Below are 26404 nucleotides of genomic sequence, written 5' to 3'. Positions count from 1 at the left end.
TTCGTGCACCGTCTATTGATAAGGTTGGCATAGACAGCTCAGATTCAGCTCGCTAATCAAAACAGGAGTCAGCATGGACAGTACTCAGCGATTCTCGGCCCGGGTTGAGGCTTATGTGAAATACCGGCCCGGTTATCCGGCGGCCATGTTGGATTTTTTGGCCGAGCAGCTCGCCATGGGAAGCGAGGCAAGGGTGGCCGATATAGGGGCGGGCACCGGTATTCTGACGGCGCTGCTGGCGCCTCGGGTTGGGCGGTTATGGGCGGTGGAGCCCAATGATGATATGCGCGCCGCCGCCCAGCGACTGCTGGCGGGGGTGGACAATCTGGCGTGGTGCAGTTGTAGTGCGGAGGCGACCGGCCTTTCCGATGCCAGCGTGGATCTCATCACCGTCGCCCAGGCCTTTCACTGGTTTGATCGCGCCGCCTTCAAACAGGAGTGCCGGCGCCTGCTCACACCCGGCGGCCGGGTCGCCCTCATCTGGAACGACAGGTTGACCGACACCGAGTTTCTCAAGGCTTATGAGGCGGGGCTGCGCGCCTACTCCGGCGACTATCAGGAAGTCAATCACCGCAATCTCGGCGAGGCCGACTTTAGTGCCTTCTTCGAGGGGGATTACCGATGCGATCAGTTTGAAAATGTGCAGCTGTTTGATCTCGATGGGGTGCTGGGGCGGCTCAACTCCTCCTCTTATGCGCCCATCATCGGCAGCGAGGCCTATGAGCAGCTGACGGCGCTGATCCGCCGGGAGTTTGCTCGTTGGGAGGTGAATGGTCAGATAGCCTTCAACTACCGCACCCTGGTCTACAGCGGTCGGGTCTAAAGTGGCCAGTTTGGCAGCAGGCGGTGCTGGCGCAGAGCCGCCACTCAATGCTCGCTGATCCTCATGACAAGGCCCTCGTCAAGCGAGGGCCTTGTTGTCTATTGCCCGCTGTGGCCTTGTGTCACAGCGGCCTGCTGCGAAGCATCTCGTCGCCAGGCGGGCTTGCTGGCATCACCCCTTGTCAATGCCAAGCAGGGTCATGGCCTTGGCCAGCGTATCGACGGATTCTTGATGCTTGCCCTCCTTGTGCAGGGTCTCACCTTCGGCCCTGAGCTGCTTCACCTCGGCCAGCCGCTCGGCGCTGATGGCGGGGCCTGCGGCCAGGGCATCATCGATTTTCTTCATATCCATCGGGCAGTGAAAGGCGAGGGCCGCACCGGCGAAGAGCAGGCCGATCAACAACAGAACGAGTTTCATCTCGGTTACCTCCTTGCAAGATCCTTGCTAAGGATAGCCGGTCGATAGTGGGGTACTTGGGTTGAAGTGGCCGGGAAGCAGACGCTACCATGACTGTTTAGCCAAGAAGGGGAGGTTTCATGACACTCACAAGGTTGTTGTCACCCTTGACCAGTCTGGTGATATTCATTCTGGGCCACGGCATGTTCAATACCCTGCTGACGGTGCGCCTGTCGGCCGAGCAGGTGTCGGTGCAGGCCATCGGACTGGTGTCGGCCGCCTATTTCGGCGGGCTGATGTTGGGGGCCTTCGTCAATGCTCGTCTCATCATCCGGGTGGGGCATATCCGGGCCTATGCGGCCTACGCCTCCCTGCTCTGTTTCCTGTTTTTGCTGCACGGCATGGTGGTGGATCCCATCAGCTGGGCGGCGCTGCGACTGGTGGGGGGCTTTGCCACCGGTGGCCTGTTCGTGGTGCTGGAATCCTGGATGCTGGTCTCCAGCACCCCGGCCAACCGGGGGCGGCTGATGTCGCTCTATATGATCCTGCTCTACGGCTCCCTTGCCATGGGCCAGTTACTGCTCAAATGGGTGGATCCCATGGTGCTGACGCCCTTTGCCCTGTGCGCCATGGCCGCCACCCTGTCGGTGGTGCCGCTCGCGCTCTCCCGAGTGTCGACACCCGCCATGGTGGCACCGCAGCCGGTCGGGGTACTGGAGCTGATTCGGCTCACCCCGGCGGGCATGGGCAGCAGCTTCACCTCTGGCCTCATCCTCGGGGCCATCTACGGCCTGTTGCCGCTCTATTTCACCGACAGTGGCGCCTCCCTGGCCCGGGTGGCGGACATGATGGCGCTGGTGATCCTGGGGGGCATGTGTTTGCAATACCCCATCGGCCGGATGTCGGATCGCTATGACAGGCGGTTGGTGATCCTGTTGCTCAGCGCCGTGCTGACGGTGCTTGCCCTGCTGATGGTGGGGTTGCCCGAGGGCTGGCGCGAGCCCGTTGCCGGAGGGTTGGTGTTTTTGCTCGGCGGGATGGCGTTCTCCATCTATCCCTTGAGTCTCAGTCACGCCTGCGATGAGCTCAGACCGGATCAGGTGCTCGGCGCCAATCAGGGGCTGCTGCTCGCCTACAGCCTGGGCGCCATGATAGGGCCGCTGCTGGCCCCCTTCGTCATGCTGCAGTTTGGGCCGCAAGGGTTATTTGTCTACTTCGCCCTGTGCGGCGCCTTGTTGGCGGCCTATCTGGGATGGCGCAAGCGCCAGCAGGCCCCCATTCCACTGGCCGAGCATCAGGTGTTTATTCCGGTTCCCCCCAACACTCCCATGACCGCCGAACTGGAGCCAAGAACGGATCTGGCGGGGGAGGCGGTGCCAGCGAGTTTCGCCACACCGGACGAGGTGGTTGAAGCAGAGGAGCCGACCCGCGGCTAGCCGTGAGCATATAAGCAAGACATAAAAAAAGCCGACTCCAGGGAGTCGGCTTTTTGTTGGGCGATGAGCCTATCAGGCGGTCACGGCATCGGCCTTGACGACAGGTGCTTCTGGCGCGGCATTGCGGATGAGGTAATCAAAGGCCCCCAGGGCTGCGGTGGCACCGGCCCCCATGGAGATGATGATCTGCTTGAACGGCACAGTGGTGGCATCCCCTGCGGCGTAGACGCCGGGCAGGGAGGTGGCGCCCTTGGTGTCGATCTCGATCTCGCCGAAGCGGGTCAGGGCCACTTCGCTCCCCTTGAGGAACTCGGTGTTCGGCACCAAGCCGATCTGTACGAAGATGCCGGCCACCGCCAGGTGCTTGATTTCACCGGTGGTGCGATCTTCATAATCCATGCCCACCACCTTGCTGCCATCACCGATGACTTCGGTGGTACGGGCACTCATGATGATGTCGATGTTGCCCATGGAGCGGGCCTTCTTCTGCAGCACCTCGTCGGCGCGTAGGGTGTCGGCGAACTCGACGACGGTAACGTGCTCGACGATGCCCGCCAAGTCGATGGCTGCTTCGATGCCGGAGTTACCGCCACCGATCACCGCCACCCGCTTGCCCTTGAAGAAGGGGCCATCGCAGTGCGGGCAGTAGGCCACGCCCTTGGTGCGGTATTCCACCTCACCCGGCACGTTCAGGTCGCGCCAGCGGGCACCGGTGGCCAGGATCACGGCGCGGCTCTTGAGGGTCGCCCCAGAGGCGAGTTCCACATTCACGTAACCATCTTTGCTGATGGCGGCGGCGCGCTGCTCGGTGATCACTTCCACGCCGTACTGCTTGACGTGCTGCTCCAGGCTGGCAGCCAGCTTGGGGCCCTCGGTGTAGGGCACGGAGATGAAGTTCTCGATGCCGACGGTGTCCATCACCTGACCACCGAAGCGCTCGGCGACGATGGCGGTGCGGATCCCTTTACGGGCAGCATAGATAGCTGCGGCTGCGCCAGCCGGGCCACCACCGACTACCAGTACGTCGTAGGGGGCTTTCTCGCTCAGCTCTTCAGCCTTGCGTGCGGCGGCGCCGGTATCGAGCTTGGCGACCACTTCTTCCAGGGAGATACGGCCCTGGCTGAACGGCTGACCGTTCAGGTAGACGTTCGGCACCGCCATGATCTGGCGATCAGCGACTTCGTCTTGGAACAGGGCACCGTCGATCATGGTGTGGGTGATGCCGGGGTTCAGAGTCGCCATCAGGTTCAGGGCCTGTACCACGTCCGGGCAGTTGTGGCAGGACAGAGAGATATAAGTCTCGAAGTGGAACTCGCCCTTCAGGTTCTTGACCTGCTCCAGCACGGCCGGATCGGCCTTGGAGGGGTGACCGCCGCTTTGCAGCAGGGCGAGCACCAGGGAGGTGAATTCATGACCCATGGGGATGCCGGCAAAGTGCACGCGCGGGGCTTGGCCCTGGGGCGCGATACTCATGGAAGGCTTGCGAGCGTTATGGCCAGAGGTCTGTGAAATTTTGGGGGACATCTCGCTGATTTCTGTGGCCAGGGCCAAGAGCTCTGCGGATTTGTCACTGTCATTGCCGGACACGCTGATCTCGATGGGATTGACGATGTACTGCAAGTAACCGTTGAGTTGTTGTTTGAGGTTGGTATCTAACATCTTCGAATTCCTTCTTGCTGAGTGCGGGTCGGCGCCATGACAGGGTATAGAAAACACGGATAAACAGAGAACATGGAGCCAAGAAGCAGACCGGCACCCTTGACGTGGGCCGGAAAGCAGACCGGCCCTTGAATGGGCCGGTCTTGGAGGAGGGAGGCTTAGATTTTGCCTACCAGATCCAGGGACGGGGCCAGAGTGGCATCGCCTTCTTTCCACTTGGCCGGGCAGACTTCACCCGGGTGAGCGGCAACGTACTGGGCAGCTTTGACTTTGCGCAGCAGCTCCAGGGCGTCACGGCCGATGCCACCAGCGTTGATTTCAACGATCTGGATGATGCCTTGCGGGTCGATCACGAAGGTACCACGGTCAGCCAGGCCAGCTTCTTCGATCATCACGCCGAAGTTGCGGGTGATGGCGCCAGTCGGGTCACCAATCATCGGATACTGGATCTTCTTGATGGTGTCGGAAGTGTCGTGCCAGGCCTTGTGAGTGAAGTGGGTGTCGGTAGAGACGGCGTAGATCTCGACGCCCAGCTTCTTGAATGCAGCGTAGTTGTCTGCCAGGTCGCCCAGCTCGGTCGGGCAAACGAAGGTGAAGTCAGCCGGGTAGAAGAACACCACGGACCACTTGCCTTTCAGGTCAGCGTCAGACACCTGAACGAATTTGCCATTGTGGTAAGCGGTAGCATTGAACGGCTTGATTTCAGTGTTGATATAGGTAGACATGTATTAGCTCCTTGGTGATGTACATATGCCTGTCTGGTTGCGAAGAATCTGGCCAGGCGAGGCGTTTAACTTTCGATGGGGTCATCATAGGGCTTTTCGATAATCGGTCAAAGCCACAATTTTGAATCACTTAAATCTATTTATTAGATAACCCATCACAACTGTACCCAACATGAATATCTCAGGACTTCACAGATAACTCATTGTCGAAGTTCAATTTCTGTCCTCCTGGTCACATTTTCAAGGCCCGGATGGGATCTTGTTTTATCCACGAGATGAAAGCAGGGAAATATGAAGGATCGTAGGGGAGGGCGGAAGACGGACAAAAAAATCCCGGCGCTATCGTGAAGACAGGGCCGGGTCATCAAACAAGGAATGGCGATATAACAAATGCTTTACAGCAAAGACTTACTACGGGGTGTGCAAACTTGCAGACAATGAAGAGAAGACATCGGGTGCACAATCCCTCATCTCCCCTTCGGCAAACATTGCATGACGGGCATCATAGTGTGATGCAGATCACAAAGCAACCTCTTGGTGTAATTTTTCATTCAAAATGAAAGGCTTTCAGCTTCAAGGTCTATTTTTCAGGCTGAAAACGCTTTTATTGTAATTTAATTACAGTTTTTGGCGATCAGAAATCCGAGATCGGCTCCTGCTCCTCCATCAACTCCAGCAGGTTGATGGCCACCGCGATGAAATCCGACTCTGTGACGATGCCCACCAGTTTGCGGCCCCGGATGACCGGCAGGCAGCCATATTTGTGGCGCTGCAGATAGAGGGCGGCCTCCTTGATGCCCGCATGGGGATCCACGCTCGCCACCTGGCGGGTCATGATCTCGTCGAGCTGGACGCTGTCGGTGAACTCGGCCTCCCGCTCGGGATTGATGAGCAGCAGCTTGGACTCGCGGGTCGCCAGGATGTCGGAGAGGGTAACCAGCCCCAACAGTTGCTGGTGCTCGTCGACGATGGGGATGTGGCGGATCCGCTCTTGTTGCATCAGATCCATCGCTTGTTTGACGCTGTTCTGCGGACCCAAAGTGAAGGGATGTTCGGTCATGATTTCGGACAGGGTCATCATGGTGGGCCTCCTTGTGTCTCTGTTTCCACCCTAGCCCAGCCGTTGGTACCGAAACATGATCAGGGTCAATACAGACCATTAAAGAGTCATTCATTAGATGAGAGTCTCAATATTGCTCGCTATCCCTTGTCTGCCTTGGGTTTTTGGTCTTTTGGGTTGCCTTGCAGGAAGGGGATAACTAGACTAGCCGCCGATTCCCCCCGAGGTGAAAGATGCAAGTATCCGATTTTCATTTTGATCTGCCAGACGAGCTGATTGCCCGCTATCCCATGACGCAGCGTTCTGCCAGCCGTCTGTTGCAGCTCGATGGTCAAAGCGGCGCCCTGCGCCATGGTCAATTTGTGGATGTGCTGGATCAGCTTAATCCTGGCGATCTGCTGGTGTTCAACAACACCCGGGTCATTCCGGCCCGCATGTTTGGCCAGAAGGCCAGCGGCGGCAAGCTGGAGGTGCTGGTGGAGCGCATCCTGGACGAGCACAGTGTGCTGGCCCACGTGCGAGCCTCCAAGGCGCCCAAGCCGGGTACCCGCCTGCTGTTGAGTAGAGAGCAGGATGGTGGCGCTGATGGCGATAAGGTAGAGGCCGAGATGCGAGCCCGCCATGACGCCCTGTTCGAGATCCACTTCCTCGACCCCCGTCCCGTGCTGGAAATTCTAGAAGCCATCGGCCACATGCCGCTGCCGCCCTACATCGACAGGCCTGATGAGGATGCCGACAAGGAGCGCTACCAGACCGTCTACAACCAGAAACCGGGCGCGGTTGCCGCGCCGACCGCCGGTCTGCATTTCGATGAACCCTTGCTGGCAAAAATTCGGGCCAAAGGGGTTGAAATGGCCTTCGTCACCCTGCATGTAGGGGCGGGGACCTTCCAGCCGGTGCGGGTGGACAAGATTGAAGATCACCACATGCACTCGGAGTATGCCGAGGTGCCGCAGGAGGTGGTGGACGCCATCGCTGCGACCCGCGCCCGTGGTGGCCGCGTCATCGCGGTGGGCACCACCTCGGTACGATCGCTTGAGAGCGCCGCCAAGGTGACCCTGGCCCAGGGCAAGCCGTTGGCGCCGTTTTTCAGCGACACCGACATCTTCATCTTCCCGGGCTACGAGTTCCAGATTGTCGATGCCATGGTCACCAATTTCCACCTGCCGGAATCGACGCTGATCATGCTGGTCAGTGCCTTCGCCGGGTACGATAACGTCATGGCGGCCTATCAGGCGGCGGTGGCCGAGCAGTACCGTTTCTTCAGCTACGGGGACGCCATGTTCGTCACCCGTCGCCGGGGCTGAGTCGCGCTCATCCCCATATCGGGCCCGTCGGGCTCCCTGCTGTCAGACTGTTTCTCTGACTGAATCGAGGTAGTGATGAAATTTGAACTGAAAACCACCGATGGCCGCGCCCGTCGCGGTCAGCTGGTGTTTGAACGTGGCGTGGTGCAGACCCCGGCCTTCATGCCGGTTGGCACCTACGGCACCGTCAAGGGCATGACCCCGGAAGAAGTGCGCGAGACCGGTGCCGAGATCCTGCTCGGCAACACCTTCCACCTCTGGCTGCGGCCGGGGCAGGCGGTGATGCGCGCCCACGGCGATCTGCACGATTTCATGAACTGGCAGGGCCCGATCCTGACCGACTCCGGCGGTTTCCAGGTGTTCAGCCTTGGTCACATCCGCAAGATCACCGAGGCTGGCGTGCATTTCCGCCACCCCATCAACGGTGAGAAGATCTTCCTCGACCCCGAGAAATCCATGGAGATCCAGTACGATCTGGGCTCCGACATCGTGATGATCTTCGACGAGTGCACCCCCTATCCGGCCACGTACGAAGAAGCACGCAAGTCCATGGAGATGTCCCTGCGTTGGGGCAAGCGCTCCCGCGACAAGTTCGATGCCCTTGGCAACAAGAATGCCCTGTTCGGCATCATCCAGGGCTCGGTATACGAAGAGTTGCGGGATGTGTCGCTGAACGGCCTGCTGGAAATTGGCTTCGACGGTTATGCGGTCGGCGGTCTGGCAGTGGGTGAACCCAAGGAAGACATGCACCGTATCCTCGAGCATGTCTGCCCGAAAATTCCGGCCGACAAGCCACGCTACCTGATGGGGGTGGGCAAGCCGGAAGATCTGGTGGAAGGGGTGCGCCGCGGTGTCGACATGTTCGACTGCGTGATGCCGACCCGTAACGCCCGTAACGGCCATCTGTTCACCACCGATGGGGTGGTCAAGATCCGCAACGCCAAGTATCGCGAAGACACCAGCACCCTGGATGCGGACTGCGATTGCTACACCTGCAAGAACTACACCCGCAGCTATTTGTACCATCTGGACAAGTGCAACGAGATCCTCGGTGCCCGTCTGAACACCATCCACAACCTGCGTTATTACCAGCGTGTGATGCAGGGTTTGCGGGACGCGATCGAGCAGGGTAAATTAGACGACTTTGTAACTGAGTTCTACCGTCGGCAAGGGAAGCCTGTGCCTCCATTAGCTGAAAACGACGTGAAATAACAACGATATATCAGCTAGTTATCAAATCTACATCAAACAAGAGGTTGTTAAATGAGCATTATCTCCAAGGCATATGCAGAAGGCGCGGTTCCCGGTGCACAGGGTGGTGGCATGGAAATGATCATCATGCTGGCCGTGTTTGGCCTTATCTTCTACTTCATGATCTACCGTCCCCAGGCCAAACGTGCCAAGACTCACCGTGACCTGATGAGCTCCCTGGCCAAGGGTGATGAAGTGCTCACCTCCGGTGGCCTGGTTGGCAAGATTGCCAAAGTCTCCACCGATAGCGAATACATCGTGCTGGCCCTGAATGATCAGACTCAAGTCACCATCAAGCGTGATTTCGTCTCTGCCGTTCTGCCCAAGGGTTCTATCCAGTCCCTTTAATCTCCCGAGGAGCACAGCGTGTTAAATCGCTATCCGCTGTGGAAATACCTGATGGTGGTCTTCGTGATCGCCATCGGTTTTCTATATGCAGCCCCCAATCTTTACGGTGAAGACCCGGCCTTGCAGGTCTCTGCCAGCCGCGGTGCCGAAGTCAAGCTAGAGACGCTCGATCTGGTGAAGGAGACGCTCGAGGCGGCTCAGATCCCGGTCAAGCATGCGGCGTTCGAACACGGCTTCATCCTGGTCCGTTTTAGCAACACCGAAGATCAGCTCAAGGCGCGCGATATCGTTGCCGCCAAGCTGGGCGACAACTTTATTACGGCCCTGAACCTGGCTCCGTCCACGCCCGCCTGGCTCGAAGCCATTGGCGCGGCACCGCTCAAGCTGGGTCTGGACCTGCGCGGTGGTGTGCACTTCCTGATGGAAGTGGACATGGCCGAGGCGCTGACCAAGCAGCAAGAGCAGATGGTGCAGGATTTCCGCTCCGAGCTGCGTACCCAGAAGATCCGTTACTCCGGCGTGCGCCGGGTCGGTGATCAGGTACAGGTCGTGTTCCGTGAGGAAGCCGATCAGTCCAAGGCGGCTTCTTTCCTGCGCCGTCAGAACCCGGATCTCACCTTCACCACCGAGCAGAAGGGGGATGACTTCATCCTGCTGGCTGGCTTGAGTGAAGCCAAGATCAAGGAAGTGAAGAAGTATGCCCTCGAGCAGAACATCACCATCATCCGTAACCGGGTGAACGAGCTGGGTGTGGCCGAGCCGCTGGTGCAACAACAGGGTGCCGAGCGCATCGTGGTTGAGCTGCCCGGTATCCAGGACACCGCCCGTGCCAAGGAAATTCTGGGCGCGACCGCGACCCTGGAATTCCACATGGTCGATGAAGCGGCCGATGTGCAGGCTGCTGCTGATGGTCGGGTGCCACCGAGCTCCAAGGTGTACAACGATCGCAATGGCCGTCCCGTGGTGCTGCAAAAGCGCATCATCCTGACCGGTGACCACATCGTGGGTGCCCAGTCCGGTTTCGATGAATACAGCCGTCCCCAGGTCAACATCAAGCTCGATGGCCAGGGTGGCAACAAGATGGCCAACTTTACCAAGGACAACGTTGGTAAGGGCATGGCGACCGTGTTCATCGAGTACAAGCCGGTGGGTCAGCCTGGTCCGGATGGCAAGCGCAAGTTCCGCAAGCAGGAAGAGGTGATCAACGTCGCCACTATCCAGTCGCGCCTTGGTAGCCAGTTCCGCATCACCGGTATCGACAACGCCAACGAAGCCCACAACCTGGCGCTGCTGCTGCGTGCCGGTGCCCTGATTGCGCCCATCCAGATCGTGGAAGAGCGCACCATAGGCCCGAGCCTGGGTCAACAGAACATCGACAGCGGTATGGAAGCCATCGGCTGGGCCATGCTGGTGATCGTACTGTTCATGGGGATCTACTATCGCGCCTTCGGTTGGGTCGCCAACCTGGCACTGACCATGAACCTGGTGCTGATCATCGGTATCATGTCGATGATCCCGGGGGCCACCATGACCCTGCCAGGCATCGCCGGTATCGTGCTGACGCTTGGTATGGCTGTGGATGCGAACGTGCTGATCTACGAGCGTATTCGTGAAGAGATCCGCAACGGCCGCGGGGTGCAGCAAGCCATTCACATGGGCTTTGATCGCGCCTTCTCGACCATCGCCGACTCCAACGTCACCTCGCTCATCACCTGCGTGATCCTGTTCGGTATCGGTACCGGCGCCATCAAGGGCTTCGCCCTGACGCTGGGGATCGGTCTGACCGCCTCCATGTTTACGGCCATCACGGTATCCCGCGCCATTATCAACCTGGCCTGGGGTGGACGGCGCATCGACAAGCTGCCGATCTAAGGAAGAGACATGTTTCAGATTCTACATTTTGAAAAGCCCATCCCCTTCATGCGCTTCGCCAAGTCGGGAATGGTGTTCTCTGCCCTGCTGACGATGCTCGCCCTGTTCTGCCTGTTCGATCGGGGCCTGAACTGGGGACTGGACTTCACCGGTGGTACCACCATCGAGGTGGGGTTCCAGCAATCGGTGAGCCTGGACAAGATGCACGATGCACTGGATCAGCAGAAGATTGAAGGGGCCACCCTGCAATTCTTCGGCTCCAGCCGCGACGTGTTGGTGCGCATGTCCCCGAAAGAAGGGGTCAAGGTCGAACAGCAAGGCAACGAAGTGTTGGCGGCTGCCAAGCTGATCGATGAGAGCGCCGTGCTCAAGCGGGTCGAGTTCGTCGGTCCTTCAGTGGGTGACGAACTGGCGACAGACGGGGCGCTGGCCATGTTGGCCTCCATCCTCTGTATTCTGGCCTACGTGGCGGTGCGCTTCGAATGGCGTCTGGCCATGGGGGGGATCCTCTCCCTGGCGCACGATGTGATCATCACCCTCGGCATCTTCGCCTACTTCCAGTACGAGTTCGATTTGACCGTGCTGGCGGCGCTGATGACCCTGGTGGGTTACTCGTTGAACGACACCATCGTCGTGTTCGACCGCCTGCGGGAGAACTTCCGCAAGGTGCGCAAGGGCGATACCGCCGAGATCATGGATCTCTCCATGACCGAGACCCTGAGCCGGACCATCATCACCTCGGGCTTGACCTTCGTGGTGGTGGTAGCGCTGCTGCTCAAGGGCGGTCCGCTGATCCACGGTTTTGCCATCGCCATGGTGATCGGGGTGGCCTTCGGGACCTACTCCTCCATCTATGTGGCGAGTGCATCCGCCATGTTCTTTGGGGTCAAGCGGGAGCACATGCTGCCGACCCAGGTGGAAAAAGAGGGCGCGGATCAGCAAGAGATCCTGCCGTAACCGACAAGGGCGCCACAAGGCGCCCTTTCTCTTATGGCCCGGGTGAGTCATTATGCTCCCCATCATTGGCAACATGCGCGAGAGCAAGGAGCAAACCATGCAACACAATCCCCGTTTTCTGGCCTTGGTAGAGGCCATTCGCGCCCAGGTGACAGAGACAGACGTGCACCAGATCAAGCGATGGCAGGATGAGGGCCGACCCTTCCATCTGATCGATGTGCGTGAAGAGAGCGAGTGGGCCAAGGGCCATCTGCCGGGAGCCGAATACCTGGGCCGTGGCGTGATCGAACGCGACATCGAGACCCGCTATCCGGATCCTGCCACCGAGCTCTACCTCTATTGTGGTGGGGGATTTCGCTCCATCCTCGCCACTGACAACTTGCAGAAGATGGGTTATACCCGAGTGGTCAGTGTCGATGGGGGCTTTCGTGGTTGGAGTGATGCCGGATACCCTGTCGAATCCTGATTTATTTGAAGGATAGAGGTTGCGCCACATGACAAAGTGGCGGCTGACCTTTACCATATGCGGGTCAAGCGTAAGCGTCGGAGTGTTCATTGAACGTCAGGAAAGGGATTGGATACCTCACGGGTATCCTGTTGTTGCTCCCCATGTGGGGATGCAGCAGTAGCAGTCAGGTTGAAGCTCCTCAGGTTCCCAAGCCGCAACCCGCTTCACTGGTATTGGCGACCCCTTTGCAGGTCTCTTACCAGAGCGAGTTGGCGCTGGCGCGACTCGGGCAGATGCTCAGTGAAATGGAATTGACCACAGAGCAGCGGGCCGAACTGTTTTATGAGCGTGCCGTGGTGTTTGACCGGGTCGGGTTGCGTTCCCTGGCCAGATTGGATTTCAACCGCGCCCTGCGCGAGAAACCCGATTTTGCCGAGGCCTACAACTTCATCGGTGTCTATCTGGTTCAGCAACAGAACTATGACGAGGCCTATGAGGCATTCGATTCGGCCCTCGAGCTGGCACCGGATTATGACTATGCCTACCTCAACCGTGGCATAGCGCTCTATTACGGTAATCGCCCCGAGCTGGCTGCCGCCGACATGAAGCGTTTCTACGAGGCGCAGCCGGAAGATCCTTATCGGGTGCTCTGGCTCTATCTGGCCGAGCAGAAGCTCAACGCCCCGGCGGCCATGAGCCGGATGCGCGAGCGGCTCAACAAGTATGATGACGATGCTTGGAACTGGGATCTGGTGCGCCTCTATACCGGCGAGATCAATGCCACCCAGCTGATGGGCAACGTGGTGAAAGGGGTGAAGGATAACCGGGAGCTGGCAGAGCGCCTGTGTGAAACCTACTTCTACCTCGGCAAGTTTGAACTGGCCAGGGGCAACCGCAAGGAAGCCATCAGCTACTTCAAGCTGGCGCTCGCCAACAACGTCTATGACTTCATCGAGCATCGCTACGCCCTGCTCGAGCTGGAGCTGATGGCGCGCAAGCCGCTGCCGCCGGGTGCCAGTGCCCAGGGCAAGAGCAACAAGCAAGCCTCCTGAGGCCGTGCTTTCAGTGATGTAAAAAAGGCCTCTTGATGAGGCCTTTTTGCTATCTGAATGTTGGAGTTTGGCTGCGTTATTCCACCAGGCTCATGCCGGGGATCTGGCGCCAGTAACCGTTGCAGTCTCGCTCCTGCTGCAGGGGCAGGGGAGCCTGGCCCTGAGCATTGGCCTTGAAGCGAGCGAGCATATCGAGCGTCTCCATCCCTTCGGGGGAGAGGCGCACCACGTCCACCAGACCTTCCATGCTGGCCAGCTCGTTACCGAGGTTGTAGCAGTAGCCGGACTGGGTTTGGATGCCATTGAGGTTGAACACCTTCTGTCCCTCGCGGCTGCTGGCGAGGCGCCCGGTGGGGTAGTGGATGCAGGCGAGCTCGCAGTTGTCTTTGGGCTTGTCGAGGGAGCGGGCGGTGAAGCAACGCGCCGAGTAGGCCAGCGGCAGATGGCCATAGGCAAACACCTCCACTTCGAACTGGCGGCGGGCCGGGCCCAGATCCTGATTGAGCTGCACTAGCCAGTCGCGCGACAGCTCCACCGGCATCACCCAACGCTGCATCCCGCTTTTTAGCAGCATGCGCAGCACATCGGCGTTGTAGGCATTGATGGCCGGGCCGCAGACAAACGGCAAACCGGCCTCGCGGGCGAGCTGAACGGTGCCCAGATCGTTGGCCTCGATCAGCAGGCTGCCGTTGTCCACCAGCCGTTTGACCTCTTTGAGCTCAGAGGGTGCCGAGATGAGTGCCAGGGTGGAGAGCACCACCTGTTTGCCCGATGCGGCCACCTGTTGCGCCAGGGCAATCCAGTCATCCACTTTCAGTTCACGGCGCTTGCTGCACACCGTTTCCCCGAGATAGAGGATGTCGGCCTGACTCTGGGCCGCGGCCTCGTAGAAGGCCTGGGTGTCGGCCTTGGGCCAGTAGAAGAGAATGGGCCCGAGAGAAAATTGCATTAGTTGTGCTCCTTGCCGTCATGCTGGCAGTGGAAGATATTGCCGTCTTGTCTGAGAGAGCGGGACATGGGGCCTCTCCTTATTGCCACTTGCGGTGGTAGGCGCCGAGGGTGGTCTGGCTGCCTTCGGAGACGCGGGCGAGCTGGGCATCCCATTCAGCCTTGACGCTGTAGGCGTCGGGATTGGCTTTATAGCTGTCGATGGCGGCGCGCCAAACCCGGGTCACCTGCTCCACGTAGGCGGGGCTGCGCTGGCGTCCCTCGATCTTGACCGACTGGATCCCGCTCTGGAACAGCTCGGGCAAGAGGCCAAGGGTGTTGAGGCTGGTCGGCTCCTCCAGGGCGTGGTAGGTCTGGCCATCCACCTCGAAGCGGCCCTTGCACAGGGTCGGGTAACCGGCATTTTCACCGGGGCCGTAGCGGTCGATCAGCACCTCGTTCAAGCGGGACTCGAGGCCGCTCGGGGTCTCTTCCCAGCGCACGAACTTGGCCGGCGAGCAGGCACCGACGGTGTTGGGGCTCTCGCCGGTCATGTAGGAGGAGAGATAGCAGCGCCCCTCCGCCATGATGCAGAGGCTGCCAAAGGCAAACACCTCGAGGCCGACATCGGTCTCGCGGGCGAGCTGCCTGACCTGATGCATGGAGAGCACCCGTGGCAACACCACCCGGCCGACGTTGAAGTGCTGCTGGTAGAAGCGAATGGCGGCGGCGTTGGTGGCACTGGCCTGCACCGACACATGCAGCTCCATGTCGGGGTACTGGCGACTGGCGTAATCGAGCACGGCGAGATCGGCGATGATCAGCGCATCGGCGCCGAGCGCCGCGCCGCGGTCCACCGCCTGCTTCCACCTCGCATCGGAGCCCGGGTGGGCGAAGGTGTTGATGGCGATGTGCAGCTTGCGGCCATGCTGGTGCACGTAGTCCACCGCCTTCTCCAGCTTGCTGTCGGTGAAGTTGAGGCCGGCAAAATGGCGGGCGTTGGTGTCATCCTTGAAGCCGATATAGACCGCATCGGCGCCGTTATCCACGGCCGTTTTCAGTGCCGGCAGGCTGCCTGCCGGGCAGAGTAATTCCATCGGGTACGCTCCGAGAGGGCAAAAATGCAAAAAGTGGCCCGATTGTATGCACCCATGCGCCCCCGCTTTTTGACCTGAGGCAGCTTTAGGTGGCTTTACCCTTCTTGAGGTAAGTGGGCACAAGTTTGATTTTCAACAGGATCCTGCTCCCGGCGCTGTGCTTGAATGCGCAAAAAACTGGGAGTTTATCGTGTTTCAACAACTGCAACGTCGCCTGGTCGAACAGGCACCCCGTCTCTTGCGTCGTCCCCTCAAACTGGTGCCATTCACTCTGCAACAAAATCTGATGGAGACGCTGTTGGCACAGGTGTTCAAGGAGGCCATCGCGGACGGTGATTTTGACTTCCTGGCGGGCAAGTGGCTCAAGGTCGAGGTGCTGGATCTCGAGCTGTGCTGGTTTATCAGCGAGCGAGAGGGCAAATTGGTAGTAAGCCGTGACTGTGAGCGTGCAGACGTCTGCTTTAGTGGCAACAGCCAGGATCTTATCCTGATCGCCGCCCGCCGGGAGGATCCCGACTCGCTGTTCTTCCAGCGCAAGCTGAAAATTGAGGGGGATACCGAGCTTGGACTCGAGGTGAAGAACCTGATGGACAGCCTGGATCTCGACGCCTTGCCCAGCCTGATGAAGTATCCCTTGATGGACTTGGCGACCCTGGTGGAGCGAGCCCGCTCAGCGCAGGATCCGGTGCCCGCGCCGGCGGCCTGAACTGCGCCTCAGCTGCAACGCTAGACCCTGGGTGTGATGACGATGGCGCCGCCGGGCCCACAGGCAACGGCTGCCCCATAGGCAGGGCAACAGGGCGAGCAGCGCCGGGGTATCAGGCAGGCGCAGCAGCAAGAGCCCCAGCGCCAGCCACAGGAAGGGCAGGGCCTCGTAGTACCATTCCGGTTGAAACCAGTGGCTGGCCGGAAAGATGACCAGATCGGTGCGTCGGTAGTTGGAGCGCATCATCCAGACGAGTGCGCCTGCGACGAACAGCAGGGATGCTGCCAACCAGAGCAGCGGGCTGTGGGCGAACAGCAGCAATCCTGCGGATAACAGCAGGTAAAAGTTAGGCAGCTGTTCGTAGAGCCAGGAGGGAAGCATGAGACGGCGACTCCGGGTGATACACCTTGCACTCTTTAAGGTTAGTCCGGCCTTTCTCCGCGCTCAGGCTGCTTGGTTATACGAACCGCCATTTTTGTTCTGAAATGTGACGCCAGAACCGGTGCCAAAATAGCGATTGGTTATGTTACAATTGCGCGCCATTTTTGACGGAAGATTGACTGGGCATGTTGGATCAGATTCGTATCGTATTGGTAAATACCTCTCACCCCGGCAACATGGGGTCCGCGGCGCGGGCCATGAAGACCATGGGGCTGACCCAGTTGGTATTGGTCGATCCGCAAGAACAGCCAGATGACAACGCCGCGGCCCTGGCGGCAGGCGCCAGCGATGTGCTGGCCAATGCCCGCATCGTCTCGACCCTGGATGAAGCCATTGCCGACTGTGGCTTGGTCATCGGTACCAGTGCCCGTTCCCGCACCCTGAGCTGGCCCATGCTGGATCCCCGCGAAGCCGGTGAAAAGCTGGTGGTGGAAGGCATGCAGCACCCGGTCGCCCTGGTGTTTGGCCGTGAACGTACCGGTCTCACCAACGATGAGCTGCAAAAGTGCCATTACCATGTGGCCATCCCGGCCAACCCGGATTACAGCTCCCTCAATCTGGCCATGGCGGTGCAGACCCTCTGCTACGAAGTGCGGATGCGCTGGTTGCAGGAGCAGGCCCCCGAGATGGAAGAAGAGCGAACTGATTATCCCAGTGCCGAACAACTGGAAGGCTTTTATCAGCATTTGCAGCAGACTCTGCTCAAGACGGGTTTTATCACCGAAGAGCATCCCGGTCATGTGATGAGCAAGCTGCGTCGCCTGTTCAATCGCGCCCGGCCGGAAGTGGTTGAACTGAACATTTTACGCGGTATTCTCACCTCGGTTCACAAACCCAAGCCGCAAGATTAATCCCGACTGTTTTACTCAGACATATACTTGACTGTTTTAGTCGGGTATGTGATCATGTGCCCATATTGATTTGTTCGCAAGACGGTAAGGCATATGAGACTGACCTCAAAAGGACGTTACGCAGTGACCGCCATGCTCGACGTGGCGTTGCATGCAGAGCAGGGGCCCGTGCCCCTTGCCGATATTTCAGAGCGCCAGGGCATCTCCTTGTCCTATCTGGAGCAACTGTTCGCCCGTCTGCGCAAGCATGGCCTGGTGAGCAGCGTGCGTGGCCCCGGCGGCGGTTATCGCCTCGGTCTGGCCCCTGGCGAGATCTCGGTCGGTCAGGTGATCACCGCGGTCGATGAGTCGGTCGATGCGACCAAGTGTCTCGGCAAGGGTGGCTGCCACGGCGGTACCCAGTGTCTGACCCACTCCCTGTGGCGTGACCTCAGCGAGCGCATCTCCAGTTTCCTCGGGGACATCACCCTCGCCGAACTGGTAGGTCAGGCCGATGTGCGCCGCATTGCCGGCAAGCAAGATGAACAAATGAAGACCGTGTTGTCCCTGGTTGAACGGGCCGAACGCGGTGATGTGAGCTTAAAAGTCCAACTATAAACAAACGTGCTTTCCACGACGGGTCGCTGTGTGACCCCGTCGTAACGGAGAAAAACATGAAACTGCCTATTTACCTTGATTATTCGGCAACCTGTCCGGTGGACCCGCGTGTCGCAGAAAAAATGATGCAGTGCCTCACCATGGATGGCCTGTTTGGCAATCCTGCCTCCCGCTCTCACCGTTTCGGCTGGCAGGCCGAAGAGGCAGTGGACCAGGCCCGTAATCAAGTGGCAGAGCTGATTGGTGCTGACCCTCGCGAGATCGTCTTCACCTCCGGCGCGACCGAATCCAATAACCTGGCCATCAAGGGCATCGCCCATTTTTATGCTGGCAAGGGCAAACACATCATCACCTCCAAGACCGAGCATAAAGCGGTACTCGATACCTGCCGCCAGCTGGAGCGTGAAGGCTACGAGGTGACCTACCTCGAGCCGATGCCCAACGGCCTGTTCACCCTGGAGCAGATCGAAAACGCCCTGCGCGATGACACCATTCTGGTGAGCATCATGCACGTCAACAACGAGATCGGTGTGGTGCAAGACATCGCCGCCATCGGCGAGCTGTGCCGTTCCCGCAAGATCCTGCTGCACGTGGACGCGGTCCAGAGCGTCGGCAAGATCCCGGTTGACGTAGAAGCGCTGAAGGTTGACCTGCTCTCCATGTCCGCCCACAAGGTATACGGCCCGAAAGGGATCGGTGCCCTCTATGTGCGCCGCAAGCCGCGGGTTCGTCTGGAAGCCCAGATGCACGGTGGTGGTCATGAGCGCGGCATGCGCTCCGGCACCCTGGCGACCCACCAGATCGTCGGCATGGGTGAAGCCTTCCGCATCGCCAAAGAAGAGATGGTGAGCGAAAGCCAGCACATCATGGCCCTGCGTCAGCGCCTGTGGGATGGCATCAAGAATATCGAAGAAGTCTATATCAACGGCGACCTGGACCACCGCGTCCCGGGTAACCTGAACGTCAGCTTCGCCTATGTGGAAGGGGAATCCCTGATCATGGCGCTGAAGGATCTGGCGGTCTCTTCCGGTTCAGCCTGTACCTCTGCCAGCCTGGAGCCTTCCTATGTGCTGCGCGCCCTTGGCCTGAACGATGAGCTGGCACACAGCTCCATCCGTTTCAGCATCGGTCGCTTCACCACGGAAGAGGAGATTGATTACGCAGTCAAGCTCATCTGTGACTCCATCGGTCGTCTGCGCGAAATGTCCCCCCTGTGGGAGATGTTCAAGGACGGTGTCGATCTGAACACGGTCGAATGGGCTCATCACTGATCCACAGGGATCGGTGAACAACGGAATTAGCAGGAGTTAGATATGGCTTACAGTGAAAAAGTAATCGACCACTACGAGAATCCCCGTAACGTCGGTGGTTTTGACAAGAACGACCCGAACATCGCGACCGGCATGGTCGGCGCCCCGGCTTGTGGCGACGTGATGAAGCTGCAACTGAAGATCAGCGACGACGGCATCATCGAAGATGCCAAGTTCAAGACCTACGGCTGTGGCTCCGCCATCGCCTCCAGCTCCCTGGTGACCGAATGGGTCAAGGGCAAGACCCTGGACGAAGCGGCCGGTATCAAGAACACCGACATCGCCGAAGAGCTGGCTCTGCCGCCGGTGAAGATCCACTGCTCCATTCTGGCGGAGGATGCCATCAAGGCCGCCATCGCCGATTACAAGCAGAAGAAAGGTCTCTAAGGTCCGGAGAGCAGTATGGCCATTACCATGACAGATGCCGCAGCGGCGCGGGTTTCCTCTTTTATCACCAACCGGGGCAAGGGCATTGGCCTGCGCCTCGGCGTGAAGACCACCGGCTGTTCGGGCCTTGCCTATGTGCTCGAGTTTGTGGATGAGCTGGCCGCTGAGGATCAGGTGTTCGAGCAAAACGGTGTCAAGATCATCGTCGATGCTAAGAGCCTGATCCATCTGGATGGCACTGAGCTGGACTTCGTCAAGGAGGGCCTCAACGAGGGCTTCCAGTTCAACAACCCCAACGCCAAGGGCGAGTGTGGTTGTGGCGAAAGCTTCAGTGTCTGAGGCGTTGGTAAATAATACGGCCAAACGGGAAGGAGACTTCCCGTTTGGCCGTTCCAACTCTCAAGACGAGTGTGATTGCGGCGCAAGCCTCCTTGTCTGAGGATGTACGATGAATCATTTCGAGCTGTTCGGGCTGGCACAGGGCTTCGAGCTCGATAGCCAGCAGCTGGCACAAACCTACCGTCAGTTGCAAACCCAGTTCCATCCCGATCGTTTTACCACCGCCCCGGAACGGGAGCAGTTGGCCGCGGTGCAACGTGCCGCCCAGATCAACGATGCCTTCACCACCCTCAAAGCCCCCGTGCGCCGAGCCGAGTATCTGCTCTCCCTGCGCGGCACCGATATCCGTGGTGAACAACAGACCCTGCAAGACACGGCCTTCCTGATGCAACAGCTGGAGTGGCGTGAGCGTCTGGCCGAGCTGAAAGGGGTTTCCGATCCTGAGGGCGCCATCGAAGATTTTCGTCGCGAAATCAGGCATGATCACCAGTCACTGATGCAACGGCTGAGCGATTGTCTCGCCAGGGGTGATGATCAGATCGCCGCCGATTGCGTACGCAAACTCAAGTTTGTCGACAAGCTCCTCGAGGAGCTGGAACGATTCGAAGACTCGCTGTTCGAGTCTTGAACCTCTAACGCTGGAATTTTGATTACCCATGGCATTACTGCAAATCGCCGAGCCCGGCCAGAGCGCCGCACCTCATCAGCATAAACGTGCCGTTGGCATCGATCTCGGTACCACCAATTCGCTGGTCGCCGCCGTGCGCAGCGGCCGCGCCGACACCCTGTGTGACGAGCTGGGGCGCGATCTGCTGCCCTCGGTGGTGCACTATCAGGAAGGCGCCATCCGGGTTGGTTTCGATGCCAAGCGCGAAGCCGCCCTCGATCCCCACAACACCATCGTCTCGGTCAAACGGATGATGGGCAAGGCGCTGGCGGACATCGATACCCGCCAGCAGCCCTACGAGTTTGTGCCAAGCGACAGCGGCATGCCCCAGTTGCAGACCCGTCAGGGCCTGGTCAACCCGGTGCAGGTCTCGGCCGAGATCCTCAAAGCCCTGGCCGCGCGTGGCGCCGCCGTGCTCGGTGGCGAGCTCGACGGCGTGGTCATCACCGTGCCCGCCTATTTCGATGACGCCCAACGTCAGGGCACCAAGGATGCGGCCCGTCTGGCCGGTCTACACGTGCTGCGCCTGCTCAACGAGCCGACCGCCGCGGCTATCGCCTATGGTCTCGACTCGGGTCAGGAAGGGGTGATAGCCGTGTACGACCTCGGCGGTGGCACCTTCGACATCTCCATCCTGCGCCTGCATCGCGGTGTGTTCGAGGTGATGGCCACTGGCGGCGACTCGGCCCTCGGCGGCGATGATTTTGATCACCTGTTGGCGGACTGGATCAAGGAACAGGCAGGCCTGAACGGCCAGCTGGACGCCCGCACCCAGCGTGAGTTGCTGGATGTGGCCGCCAGCGTCAAGCACGGCCTGACCGACGCAGACAGCGTTGCCTGCAGCTTTGCCAATTGGCAGGGGGAGCTGACCCGCGCCCAGTTCGATGCCCTCATCCTGCCGCTGGTCAAACGCACCCTGCTGGCCTGTCGCCGCGCTCTGCGTGATGCGGGGCTGGAGCAGGTAGAAGTGCTGGAAGTGGTGATGGTCGGCGGCTCGACCCGGGTGCCGTTGGTGCGCGAGCAGGTGGGCCAGTTCTTCCAGCGCACGCCGCTGACCAACATCGATCCGGACAAGGTGGTGGCCATCGGCGCCGCCATCCAGGCCGACATCCTGGTGGGCAACAAGCCCGATGCCGAGATGCTGCTGCTGGACGTGATCCCGCTCTCCCTTGGTCTCGAGACCATGGGTGGCCTCGCCGAGAAGGTGATCCCGCGCAATACCACCATTCCGGTGGCCCGCGCCCAGGAGTTCACCACCTTCAAGGATGGCCAGACCGCCATGGCGATCCACGTGGTACAGGGTGAACGTGAGTTGGTGGCAGATTGCCGCTCCCTCGCGCGCTTCACCCTGACCGGCATTCCGCCGATGGCGGCGGGCGCCGCCCACATTCGGGTCACCTTCCAGGTGGATGCGGATGGACTGCTGTCGGTCAGTGCCATGGAGAAATCTTCCGGTGTGCAGGCTGAAATCCAGATAAAACCCTCTTATGGCCTGGCGGAAGAGGACATTCTCAGCATGCTGAGCGCCTCCATCGCCAATGCCCAGCAAGACATGGAAGCCCGCATGCTGGCGGAGCAACAGGTGGAAGCGGATCGGGTGGTGGAGAGTCTCAATGCCGCTCTGGCCGCCGATGGCGAGGCTTTATTGAGCGCCGCCGAGCGCGCCGAGATCGATGCCGCCATTGCTCATCTGCTGGCCATGCGTGCCACCGGCACAACCAATCAAATCAAAGATGCCATCGAGGCGGCGGATGCTGCCAGTGGCGAGTTTGCGGCCCGTCGTATGGATGCCTCCATTCGCAAGGTGCTGACCGGCCAAAACGTCAACAAGGTGTAATATGCCAAAACTGATCATTCTGCCTCACCCCGAACTCTGCCCGGACGGCGCCGCCCTCGAGGGCGCGAGCGGTGAGACCATTCTGGACATCGCGCTGCGCAACGGCATCGAGATCGAGCACGCCTGCGAGAAGTCCTGCGCCTGCACCACCTGTCACTGCGTAGTGCGCGAAGGTTTTGACTCCCTCGAGCCGAGCGACGAGCTGGAAGATGACATGCTGGACAAGGCATGGGGACTTGAGCCGGAATCCCGCTTGAGCTGCCAGGCCCGTCTGGCGGACGAGGATCTGGTGGTGGAGCTGCCCAAGTACACCATCAACCTCGCCTCCGAGCGCCATTGATGAGCCGTTAATTACACATGAGTGAATTGCACGTGCAGCATCTTGCGGTGCAGTAGTGATATGGTGAAGGCCGACCCCTCGGGGGGACGGCCTTTTTTGTATTCGTGATCCCCGCTTTGTGAAGAAATTGTGCCAATAAAAAAGGAAGCAAGAGAACATGGCTGACATGATGAACGTACGGTTATCCACCCAGGCTGCCGCCGCCCATTGGGGCGAGGGCGCGCTGATCAGTTTCAGTGATGACCAGGCCCTGATCCACCAGGGACCCATTTCTCAAGACAAGGATGCTTTGCGCGTCATTCAGCGCGCGGCGCGTCGACTCGAGTCGACAGGTATCAAGCGGGTGACCCTGGTCGGTGAGGGCTGGGATCTGGAGCGCCGTTACGCCTTTGCCCAGGGTTTCTATGCCGCCAAGGGGCAGCGTGAACTGGCCTTCGGTGAGCAAACGGCGGCGGACGCCCGCGAGCTGGATGCGCTCGTCAAGGCGACCCGCTGGGTGCGCGAAGTCACCAACGGCTGCCCGGAAGAGATCTATCCCATGAGCCTGGCGGAATCCGCCCTGCTGCTGATCCGAGGCCTGGGCGGCGATCAAGTCACTGCCCGCATCACCGCCGGTGAAGCGCTGCGCGAGGCAGGCCATATCGGCATCTGGTCGGTGGGCCGCGGTAGTGAGCGCGAGCCTGTGCTGCTGGAGCTCGATTACAACCCGACGGGGGATCGCAACGCTCCCGTGGTGGCGGCCTTGGTAGGTAAGGGCATCACCTTCGACTCCGGTGGCTACTCCATGAAGTCCTCCGACAACATGCTGCCGATGAAGTCCGACATGGGCGGCGCCGCCATGGTAACCGGCGCCCTGGCGCTCGCCATCAGCCGTGGCCTCGACAAGCGGGTCAAGCTTATTCTCTGCTGCGCCGAGAACCTGGTCTCCGGCCACGCCTTCAAGCTCGGTGACATCCTGACCTACAAGAACGGCATCTCGGTCGAGATCCAGAACACCGACGCGGAAGGCCGCCTGGTACTGGCCGATGGTCTGCTGGCTGCCAGCGACAGTGGCGCCGCCTATATTCTCGATGCCGCCACCCTGACCGGCGCCGCCAAGACGGCGCTCGGCCGCGACTACAACGCGGTGTTTGCCCTGGATGAGACCGAGCAGCAACGTGCGCTGGCCGCCGCCCGCACCGAGAACGAGAAAGCCTGGCCTCTGCCGCTCGAGCCCTGGCATGCGGGTCAGCTCACCTCGGCCTTTGCCGAGCTGGGTAACGTCGCCTCCGCCGAAGGCACCGCCGGTGCCACCACGGCGGCCGCTTTCCTGTCGCGTTTCGTGCGCGATGAAGGCAAGGGCTGGGTGCACCTGGACTTGGCCGCTTCCTATCAAAAATCCGGTAACGAGCTGTGGGCGACCGGTGCCAAGGGACATGGGTTGAGAACGATTGCCCGCTGGCTGCAAGAGGTGACAGCATGAACATCTGGTTAAGTCGTGAGTTTGCCGCCGCCGAGTGGGGCGAGGGTGCCTTGTTGTCTCACCGTGCCGATGGCATGGTTGTCCATCTGGTCACCGCTACCCCGTTGCTGGACATCCAGCAGGCGGCCCGTCGCCTCTGTGGGCAGGGGATCCAGAACGTGGCCCTCTGCGGTCATTGGGAGCGCGAGCAGCAGTGGGCCTTCGCCCAGGGACTGCAGACGCCCAAGGCCGAGGTGGAACTGCAGTGGGCCACCTCGTCTGAAGAGGACAGGGAGGAGCTGGAGGCGCGCTGGCTGTGCGGGCGCTGGGTGCGGGAAGTGACCAATGCCACCCCGGAGCAGCTGGGGCCGCTGGATCTGGCGGTGGAGGCAGCCGCCTTCATTACCGAGCTGGCGCCGGATCGTGTCAGTCATCGCATCCTCAAGGGGGAAGCGCTGCAGCAGGCGGGTTGGGTCGGCCTCTACCAAGTCGGCCGTGGCAGCGAGCGTGAGCCCGTGTTGCTGGAGCTGGACTTCAACCCGAGCCGGGATCCCAAGGCACCGGTGGCCGCGGCCCTGGTGGGCAAGGGCATCACCTTCGACTCCGGTGGTTACTCCATGAAGACCTCCCAAGGCATGCTCACCATGAAGCATGACATGGGGGGCGCCGCCATGGTGACCGGAGCGCTGGCGCTGGCCATGCTGCGTGGTCTGGACAAGCGGGTGAAACTCATACTCTGCTGCGCCGAGAACCTGGTGTCCGGTCATGCCTACAAGCTGGGTGACATCCTCACCTACAAGAACGGCACCACGGTGGAAATCGTCAATACCGACGCCGAGGGACGGTTGGTACTGGCCGATGGTCTGCAACTCGCCGGTGAGTCAGGGGCACCCCTGGTCATCGATGCCGCCACCCTCACCGGGGCGGCGGTGATGGCGCTGGGGGGGCGTTACAACGCGCTCTTTGGCCTGGACAAGGGGTTGGTGAGCCGCGCCATGGCCTATGCGGATGCCGAGCAGGAGCCGGCCTGGCCCCTGCCGCTGGAGCCCTGGCATCGCCAGCAGTGCCCGTCTCATTACGCCGACACGGCCAACAGCCGTCCTGTGCCGGGCGGTGGCCCGGGCGGCGCCTCCAACGCGGCAGGCTTCCTGTCCCGCTTCGTTGCGAATGAAGGGCAGGGCTGGTTGCACATCGACCTGGCCGCCTGCTTCAGTGAAAATGGCGACAGCCTGTGGGCGCCGGGGGCCAATACCCTAGGCATGCGCACCATAGCGCATACCCTGCAGGCGGAGACGCGTTAAGCCGCAAGGGCACCCTAGGGTGCCCTTTTCCATGGTGTTGGATTCAGAGCGCAATAGGCAGTGTTTTAAGGAGTTAAGCGGGCTATCGTGCGCAAGAGCACATTTTTTCCTGCTGCCATGGGACAAGATGAGTCACCATGTTGTTTCAAGGATGCATTTGTTTAATAAAAAGTTGCTGTTATGTGTGTTATTTGGATTTTTGTTTACGTATAATCGCCGCCGAACATGGATTCTTACAATAAAACTCTGTAGTTAAGGAAAGATCTCAATGGCTATCGAACGTACCTTCTCTATCGTCAAGCCGGATGCTGTCAGCAAGAACCTGATCGGTGCCATCTACGGTCGCTTCGAGAGCGCCGGCCTGAAAATCGTTGCCGCCAAGATGCTGCACCTGAGCAGCGAGCAAGCCGCCGGTTTCTACGCCGAGCACCAGGGCAAGCCCTTCTATGATGGTCTGGTTGGCTTCATGACCTCCGGCCCCGTCATGGTACAGGTGCTGGAAGGGGAAGACGCCATCCGCCGTCATCGCGAGATCATGGGCGCCACCAACCCGAAAGAAGCCCTGGCCGGTACCCTGCGTGCCTGCTACGCCGAGAGTATCGATCGCAACGCCGTGCACGGCTCTGACGCCCCGGCTTCCGCCGCGCGCGAAATCGCCTATTTCTTCTCTGAAGGCGAGATCTGCCCACGCGGCTGATTTTCGCTCGAAGATGACCAAGGGAGCCTCGGCTCCCTTTTGTTTTTTGGTCTTTTGGCCCAACTCCTTTTATTCTCCAGGTAGAAAGGCAGACCCATTATTTGTACAATGCCGCCCCCTGACGTAAGTCAG

Annotated in this window: 28 protein-coding genes; 21 read left to right on the top strand and 7 right to left on the bottom strand. The window is 60.0% G+C overall.

Going from position 1 to position 26404, the window contains the following annotated elements:
- Positions 1 to 73: 73 nt before the first annotated feature.
- On the top strand, positions 74 to 823 hold the full coding sequence (locus BN1137_RS17840) for a class I SAM-dependent methyltransferase (protein WP_050719877.1): 750 nt from the start codon (positions 74 to 76) through the stop codon (positions 821 to 823).
- Between the two features lie 171 nt (positions 824 to 994).
- On the opposite strand, the gene BN1137_RS17835 is transcribed toward BN1137_RS17840, so the two are convergent.
- Positions 995 to 1240, bottom strand: coding sequence for a hypothetical protein (locus BN1137_RS17835; RefSeq protein WP_050719876.1), 246 nt, complete (start codon positions 1238 to 1240; stop codon positions 995 to 997).
- A 119-nt stretch (positions 1241 to 1359) separates the two neighbouring features.
- On the opposite strand from BN1137_RS17835, the gene BN1137_RS17830 reads away from it, so the two are divergent.
- Positions 1360 to 2655, top strand: coding sequence for an MFS transporter (locus tag BN1137_RS17830; protein ID WP_050719875.1), 1296 nt, complete (start codon positions 1360 to 1362; stop codon positions 2653 to 2655).
- A 72-nt stretch (positions 2656 to 2727) separates the two neighbouring features.
- Here the strand turns inward: BN1137_RS17830 and ahpF are convergent, their stop codons facing one another.
- From ahpF to BN1137_RS17815, 3 genes are all read right to left on the bottom strand, one after another.
- Complete coding sequence (ahpF, locus tag BN1137_RS17825) at positions 2728 to 4314, bottom strand: alkyl hydroperoxide reductase subunit F (protein ID WP_050719874.1); 1587 nt, start codon at positions 4312 to 4314, stop codon at positions 2728 to 2730.
- Between the two features lie 158 nt (positions 4315 to 4472).
- Positions 4473 to 5039, bottom strand: coding sequence for an alkyl hydroperoxide reductase subunit C (gene ahpC, locus BN1137_RS17820; protein WP_050719873.1), 567 nt, complete (start codon positions 5037 to 5039; stop codon positions 4473 to 4475).
- 634 nt (positions 5040 to 5673) lie between these two features.
- On the bottom strand, positions 5674 to 6120 hold the full coding sequence (locus BN1137_RS17815) for a CBS domain-containing protein (RefSeq protein ID WP_050719872.1): 447 nt from the start codon (positions 6118 to 6120) through the stop codon (positions 5674 to 5676).
- A 212-nt stretch (positions 6121 to 6332) separates the two neighbouring features.
- Here BN1137_RS17815 and queA point away from each other — a divergent pair, with 212 nt between their 5' ends.
- The 7 genes from queA to nlpI all read left to right on the top strand — a co-directional run bounded on the left by queA (position 6333) and on the right by nlpI (position 13334).
- On the top strand, positions 6333 to 7406 hold the full coding sequence (gene queA, locus BN1137_RS17810) for a tRNA preQ1(34) S-adenosylmethionine ribosyltransferase-isomerase QueA (protein ID WP_050719871.1): 1074 nt from the start codon (positions 6333 to 6335) through the stop codon (positions 7404 to 7406).
- A 75-nt stretch (positions 7407 to 7481) separates the two neighbouring features.
- Positions 7482 to 8618: a tRNA guanosine(34) transglycosylase Tgt gene (tgt, locus tag BN1137_RS17805; RefSeq protein ID WP_050719870.1), complete on the top strand. Its 1137-nt coding sequence runs from the start codon at positions 7482 to 7484 to the stop codon at positions 8616 to 8618.
- Between the two features lie 51 nt (positions 8619 to 8669).
- A complete protein-coding gene (gene yajC / locus BN1137_RS17800; protein ID WP_050719869.1) occupies positions 8670 to 9005 on the top strand; it encodes a preprotein translocase subunit YajC in 336 nt (111 codons plus the stop codon).
- 18 nt (positions 9006 to 9023) lie between these two features.
- Entirely contained in the window at positions 9024 to 10877 is a 1854-nt protein-coding gene (gene secD, locus BN1137_RS17795) for a protein translocase subunit SecD (RefSeq protein WP_050719868.1), read from the top strand.
- Between the two features lie 9 nt (positions 10878 to 10886).
- The gene (gene secF / locus BN1137_RS17790) at positions 10887 to 11834 is read left to right on the top strand and encodes a protein translocase subunit SecF (protein WP_050719867.1); all 948 of its coding nucleotides are present in this window, start codon (positions 10887 to 10889) and stop codon (positions 11832 to 11834) included.
- Positions 11835 to 11931: 97 nt separating this feature from the next.
- A complete protein-coding gene (locus BN1137_RS17785) occupies positions 11932 to 12300 on the top strand; it encodes a rhodanese-like domain-containing protein (protein WP_050719960.1) in 369 nt (122 codons plus the stop codon).
- A gap of 89 nt (positions 12301 to 12389) precedes the next feature.
- On the top strand, positions 12390 to 13334 hold the full coding sequence (gene nlpI / locus BN1137_RS17780; RefSeq protein WP_332309865.1) for a lipoprotein NlpI: 945 nt from the start codon (positions 12390 to 12392) through the stop codon (positions 13332 to 13334).
- Between the two features lie 76 nt (positions 13335 to 13410).
- On the opposite strand, the gene BN1137_RS17775 is transcribed toward nlpI, so the two are convergent.
- Both BN1137_RS17775 and ubiU read right to left on the bottom strand, forming a co-directional pair.
- On the bottom strand, positions 13411 to 14283 hold the full coding sequence (locus BN1137_RS17775; RefSeq protein WP_050719865.1) for a U32 family peptidase: 873 nt from the start codon (positions 14281 to 14283) through the stop codon (positions 13411 to 13413).
- A gap of 79 nt (positions 14284 to 14362) precedes the next feature.
- A complete protein-coding gene (ubiU, locus tag BN1137_RS17770) occupies positions 14363 to 15358 on the bottom strand; it encodes a ubiquinone anaerobic biosynthesis protein UbiU (RefSeq protein ID WP_050719864.1) in 996 nt (331 codons plus the stop codon).
- A 190-nt stretch (positions 15359 to 15548) separates the two neighbouring features.
- On the opposite strand from ubiU, the gene ubiT reads away from it, so the two are divergent.
- Entirely contained in the window at positions 15549 to 16064 is a 516-nt protein-coding gene (gene ubiT, locus BN1137_RS17765) for a ubiquinone anaerobic biosynthesis accessory factor UbiT (protein WP_050719863.1), read from the top strand.
- Here ubiT and BN1137_RS17760 read toward each other — a convergent pair.
- On the bottom strand, positions 16029 to 16445 hold the full coding sequence (locus BN1137_RS17760) for a hypothetical protein (protein WP_050719862.1): 417 nt from the start codon (positions 16443 to 16445) through the stop codon (positions 16029 to 16031). The two genes, ubiT and BN1137_RS17760, sit on opposite strands and share 36 nt — an antisense overlap.
- Before the next feature lie 185 nt (positions 16446 to 16630).
- Between BN1137_RS17760 and trmJ the strand changes: the two genes are divergently transcribed.
- The 11 genes from trmJ to ndk all read left to right on the top strand — a co-directional run bounded on the left by trmJ (position 16631) and on the right by ndk (position 26272).
- Entirely contained in the window at positions 16631 to 17356 is a 726-nt protein-coding gene (gene trmJ / locus BN1137_RS17755) for a tRNA (cytosine(32)/uridine(32)-2'-O)-methyltransferase TrmJ (protein ID WP_050719861.1), read from the top strand.
- A gap of 93 nt (positions 17357 to 17449) precedes the next feature.
- Complete coding sequence (gene iscR, locus BN1137_RS17750) at positions 17450 to 17953, top strand: Fe-S cluster assembly transcriptional regulator IscR (protein ID WP_042652403.1); 504 nt, start codon at positions 17450 to 17452, stop codon at positions 17951 to 17953.
- A gap of 56 nt (positions 17954 to 18009) precedes the next feature.
- Positions 18010 to 19224 (top strand): IscS subfamily cysteine desulfurase, encoded by a 1215-nt coding sequence (locus BN1137_RS17745; protein ID WP_050719860.1) that lies wholly within the window; start codon positions 18010 to 18012, stop codon positions 19222 to 19224.
- Positions 19225 to 19266: 42 nt separating this feature from the next.
- On the top strand, positions 19267 to 19650 hold the full coding sequence (gene iscU, locus BN1137_RS17740) for a Fe-S cluster assembly scaffold IscU (RefSeq protein ID WP_005310405.1): 384 nt from the start codon (positions 19267 to 19269) through the stop codon (positions 19648 to 19650).
- A gap of 15 nt (positions 19651 to 19665) precedes the next feature.
- Positions 19666 to 19989: an iron-sulfur cluster assembly protein IscA gene (gene iscA, locus BN1137_RS17735; RefSeq protein WP_005324290.1), complete on the top strand. Its 324-nt coding sequence runs from the start codon at positions 19666 to 19668 to the stop codon at positions 19987 to 19989.
- Positions 19990 to 20098: 109 nt separating this feature from the next.
- On the top strand, positions 20099 to 20617 hold the full coding sequence (gene hscB / locus BN1137_RS17730; RefSeq protein ID WP_050719859.1) for a co-chaperone HscB: 519 nt from the start codon (positions 20099 to 20101) through the stop codon (positions 20615 to 20617).
- A gap of 28 nt (positions 20618 to 20645) precedes the next feature.
- Positions 20646 to 22493: a Fe-S protein assembly chaperone HscA gene (gene hscA, locus BN1137_RS17725; RefSeq protein WP_050719858.1), complete on the top strand. Its 1848-nt coding sequence runs from the start codon at positions 20646 to 20648 to the stop codon at positions 22491 to 22493.
- 1 nt (position 22494) lies between these two features.
- Positions 22495 to 22833 (top strand): ISC system 2Fe-2S type ferredoxin, encoded by a 339-nt coding sequence (fdx, locus tag BN1137_RS17720; protein ID WP_033129108.1) that lies wholly within the window; start codon positions 22495 to 22497, stop codon positions 22831 to 22833.
- A gap of 157 nt (positions 22834 to 22990) precedes the next feature.
- Positions 22991 to 24295 (top strand): aminopeptidase PepB, encoded by a 1305-nt coding sequence (gene pepB / locus BN1137_RS17715; RefSeq protein WP_050719857.1) that lies wholly within the window; start codon positions 22991 to 22993, stop codon positions 24293 to 24295.
- Positions 24292 to 25575 carry an aminopeptidase PepB gene (gene pepB / locus BN1137_RS17710; RefSeq protein WP_050719856.1) on the top strand — a complete coding sequence of 428 codons (1284 nt, stop codon included), beginning with the start codon at positions 24292 to 24294 and terminating at the stop codon, positions 25573 to 25575. Before pepB (BN1137_RS17715) ends, pepB (BN1137_RS17710) begins: the two co-directional genes overlap by 4 nt.
- 268 nt (positions 25576 to 25843) lie before the next feature.
- Entirely contained in the window at positions 25844 to 26272 is a 429-nt protein-coding gene (gene ndk / locus BN1137_RS17705; protein ID WP_050719855.1) for a nucleoside-diphosphate kinase, read from the top strand.
- The last annotated feature ends 132 nt before the right edge of the window (positions 26273 to 26404 follow it).

Origin of the sequence: Aeromonas tecta, assembly GCF_000820185.1 — a bacterium.
In the GTDB taxonomy this organism is placed as follows: domain Bacteria; phylum Pseudomonadota; class Gammaproteobacteria; order Enterobacterales; family Aeromonadaceae; genus Aeromonas; species Aeromonas tecta.
Note: the sequence above shows the minus strand (reverse complement) of the source record. Positions and strands in the feature narration are given on the sequence as shown.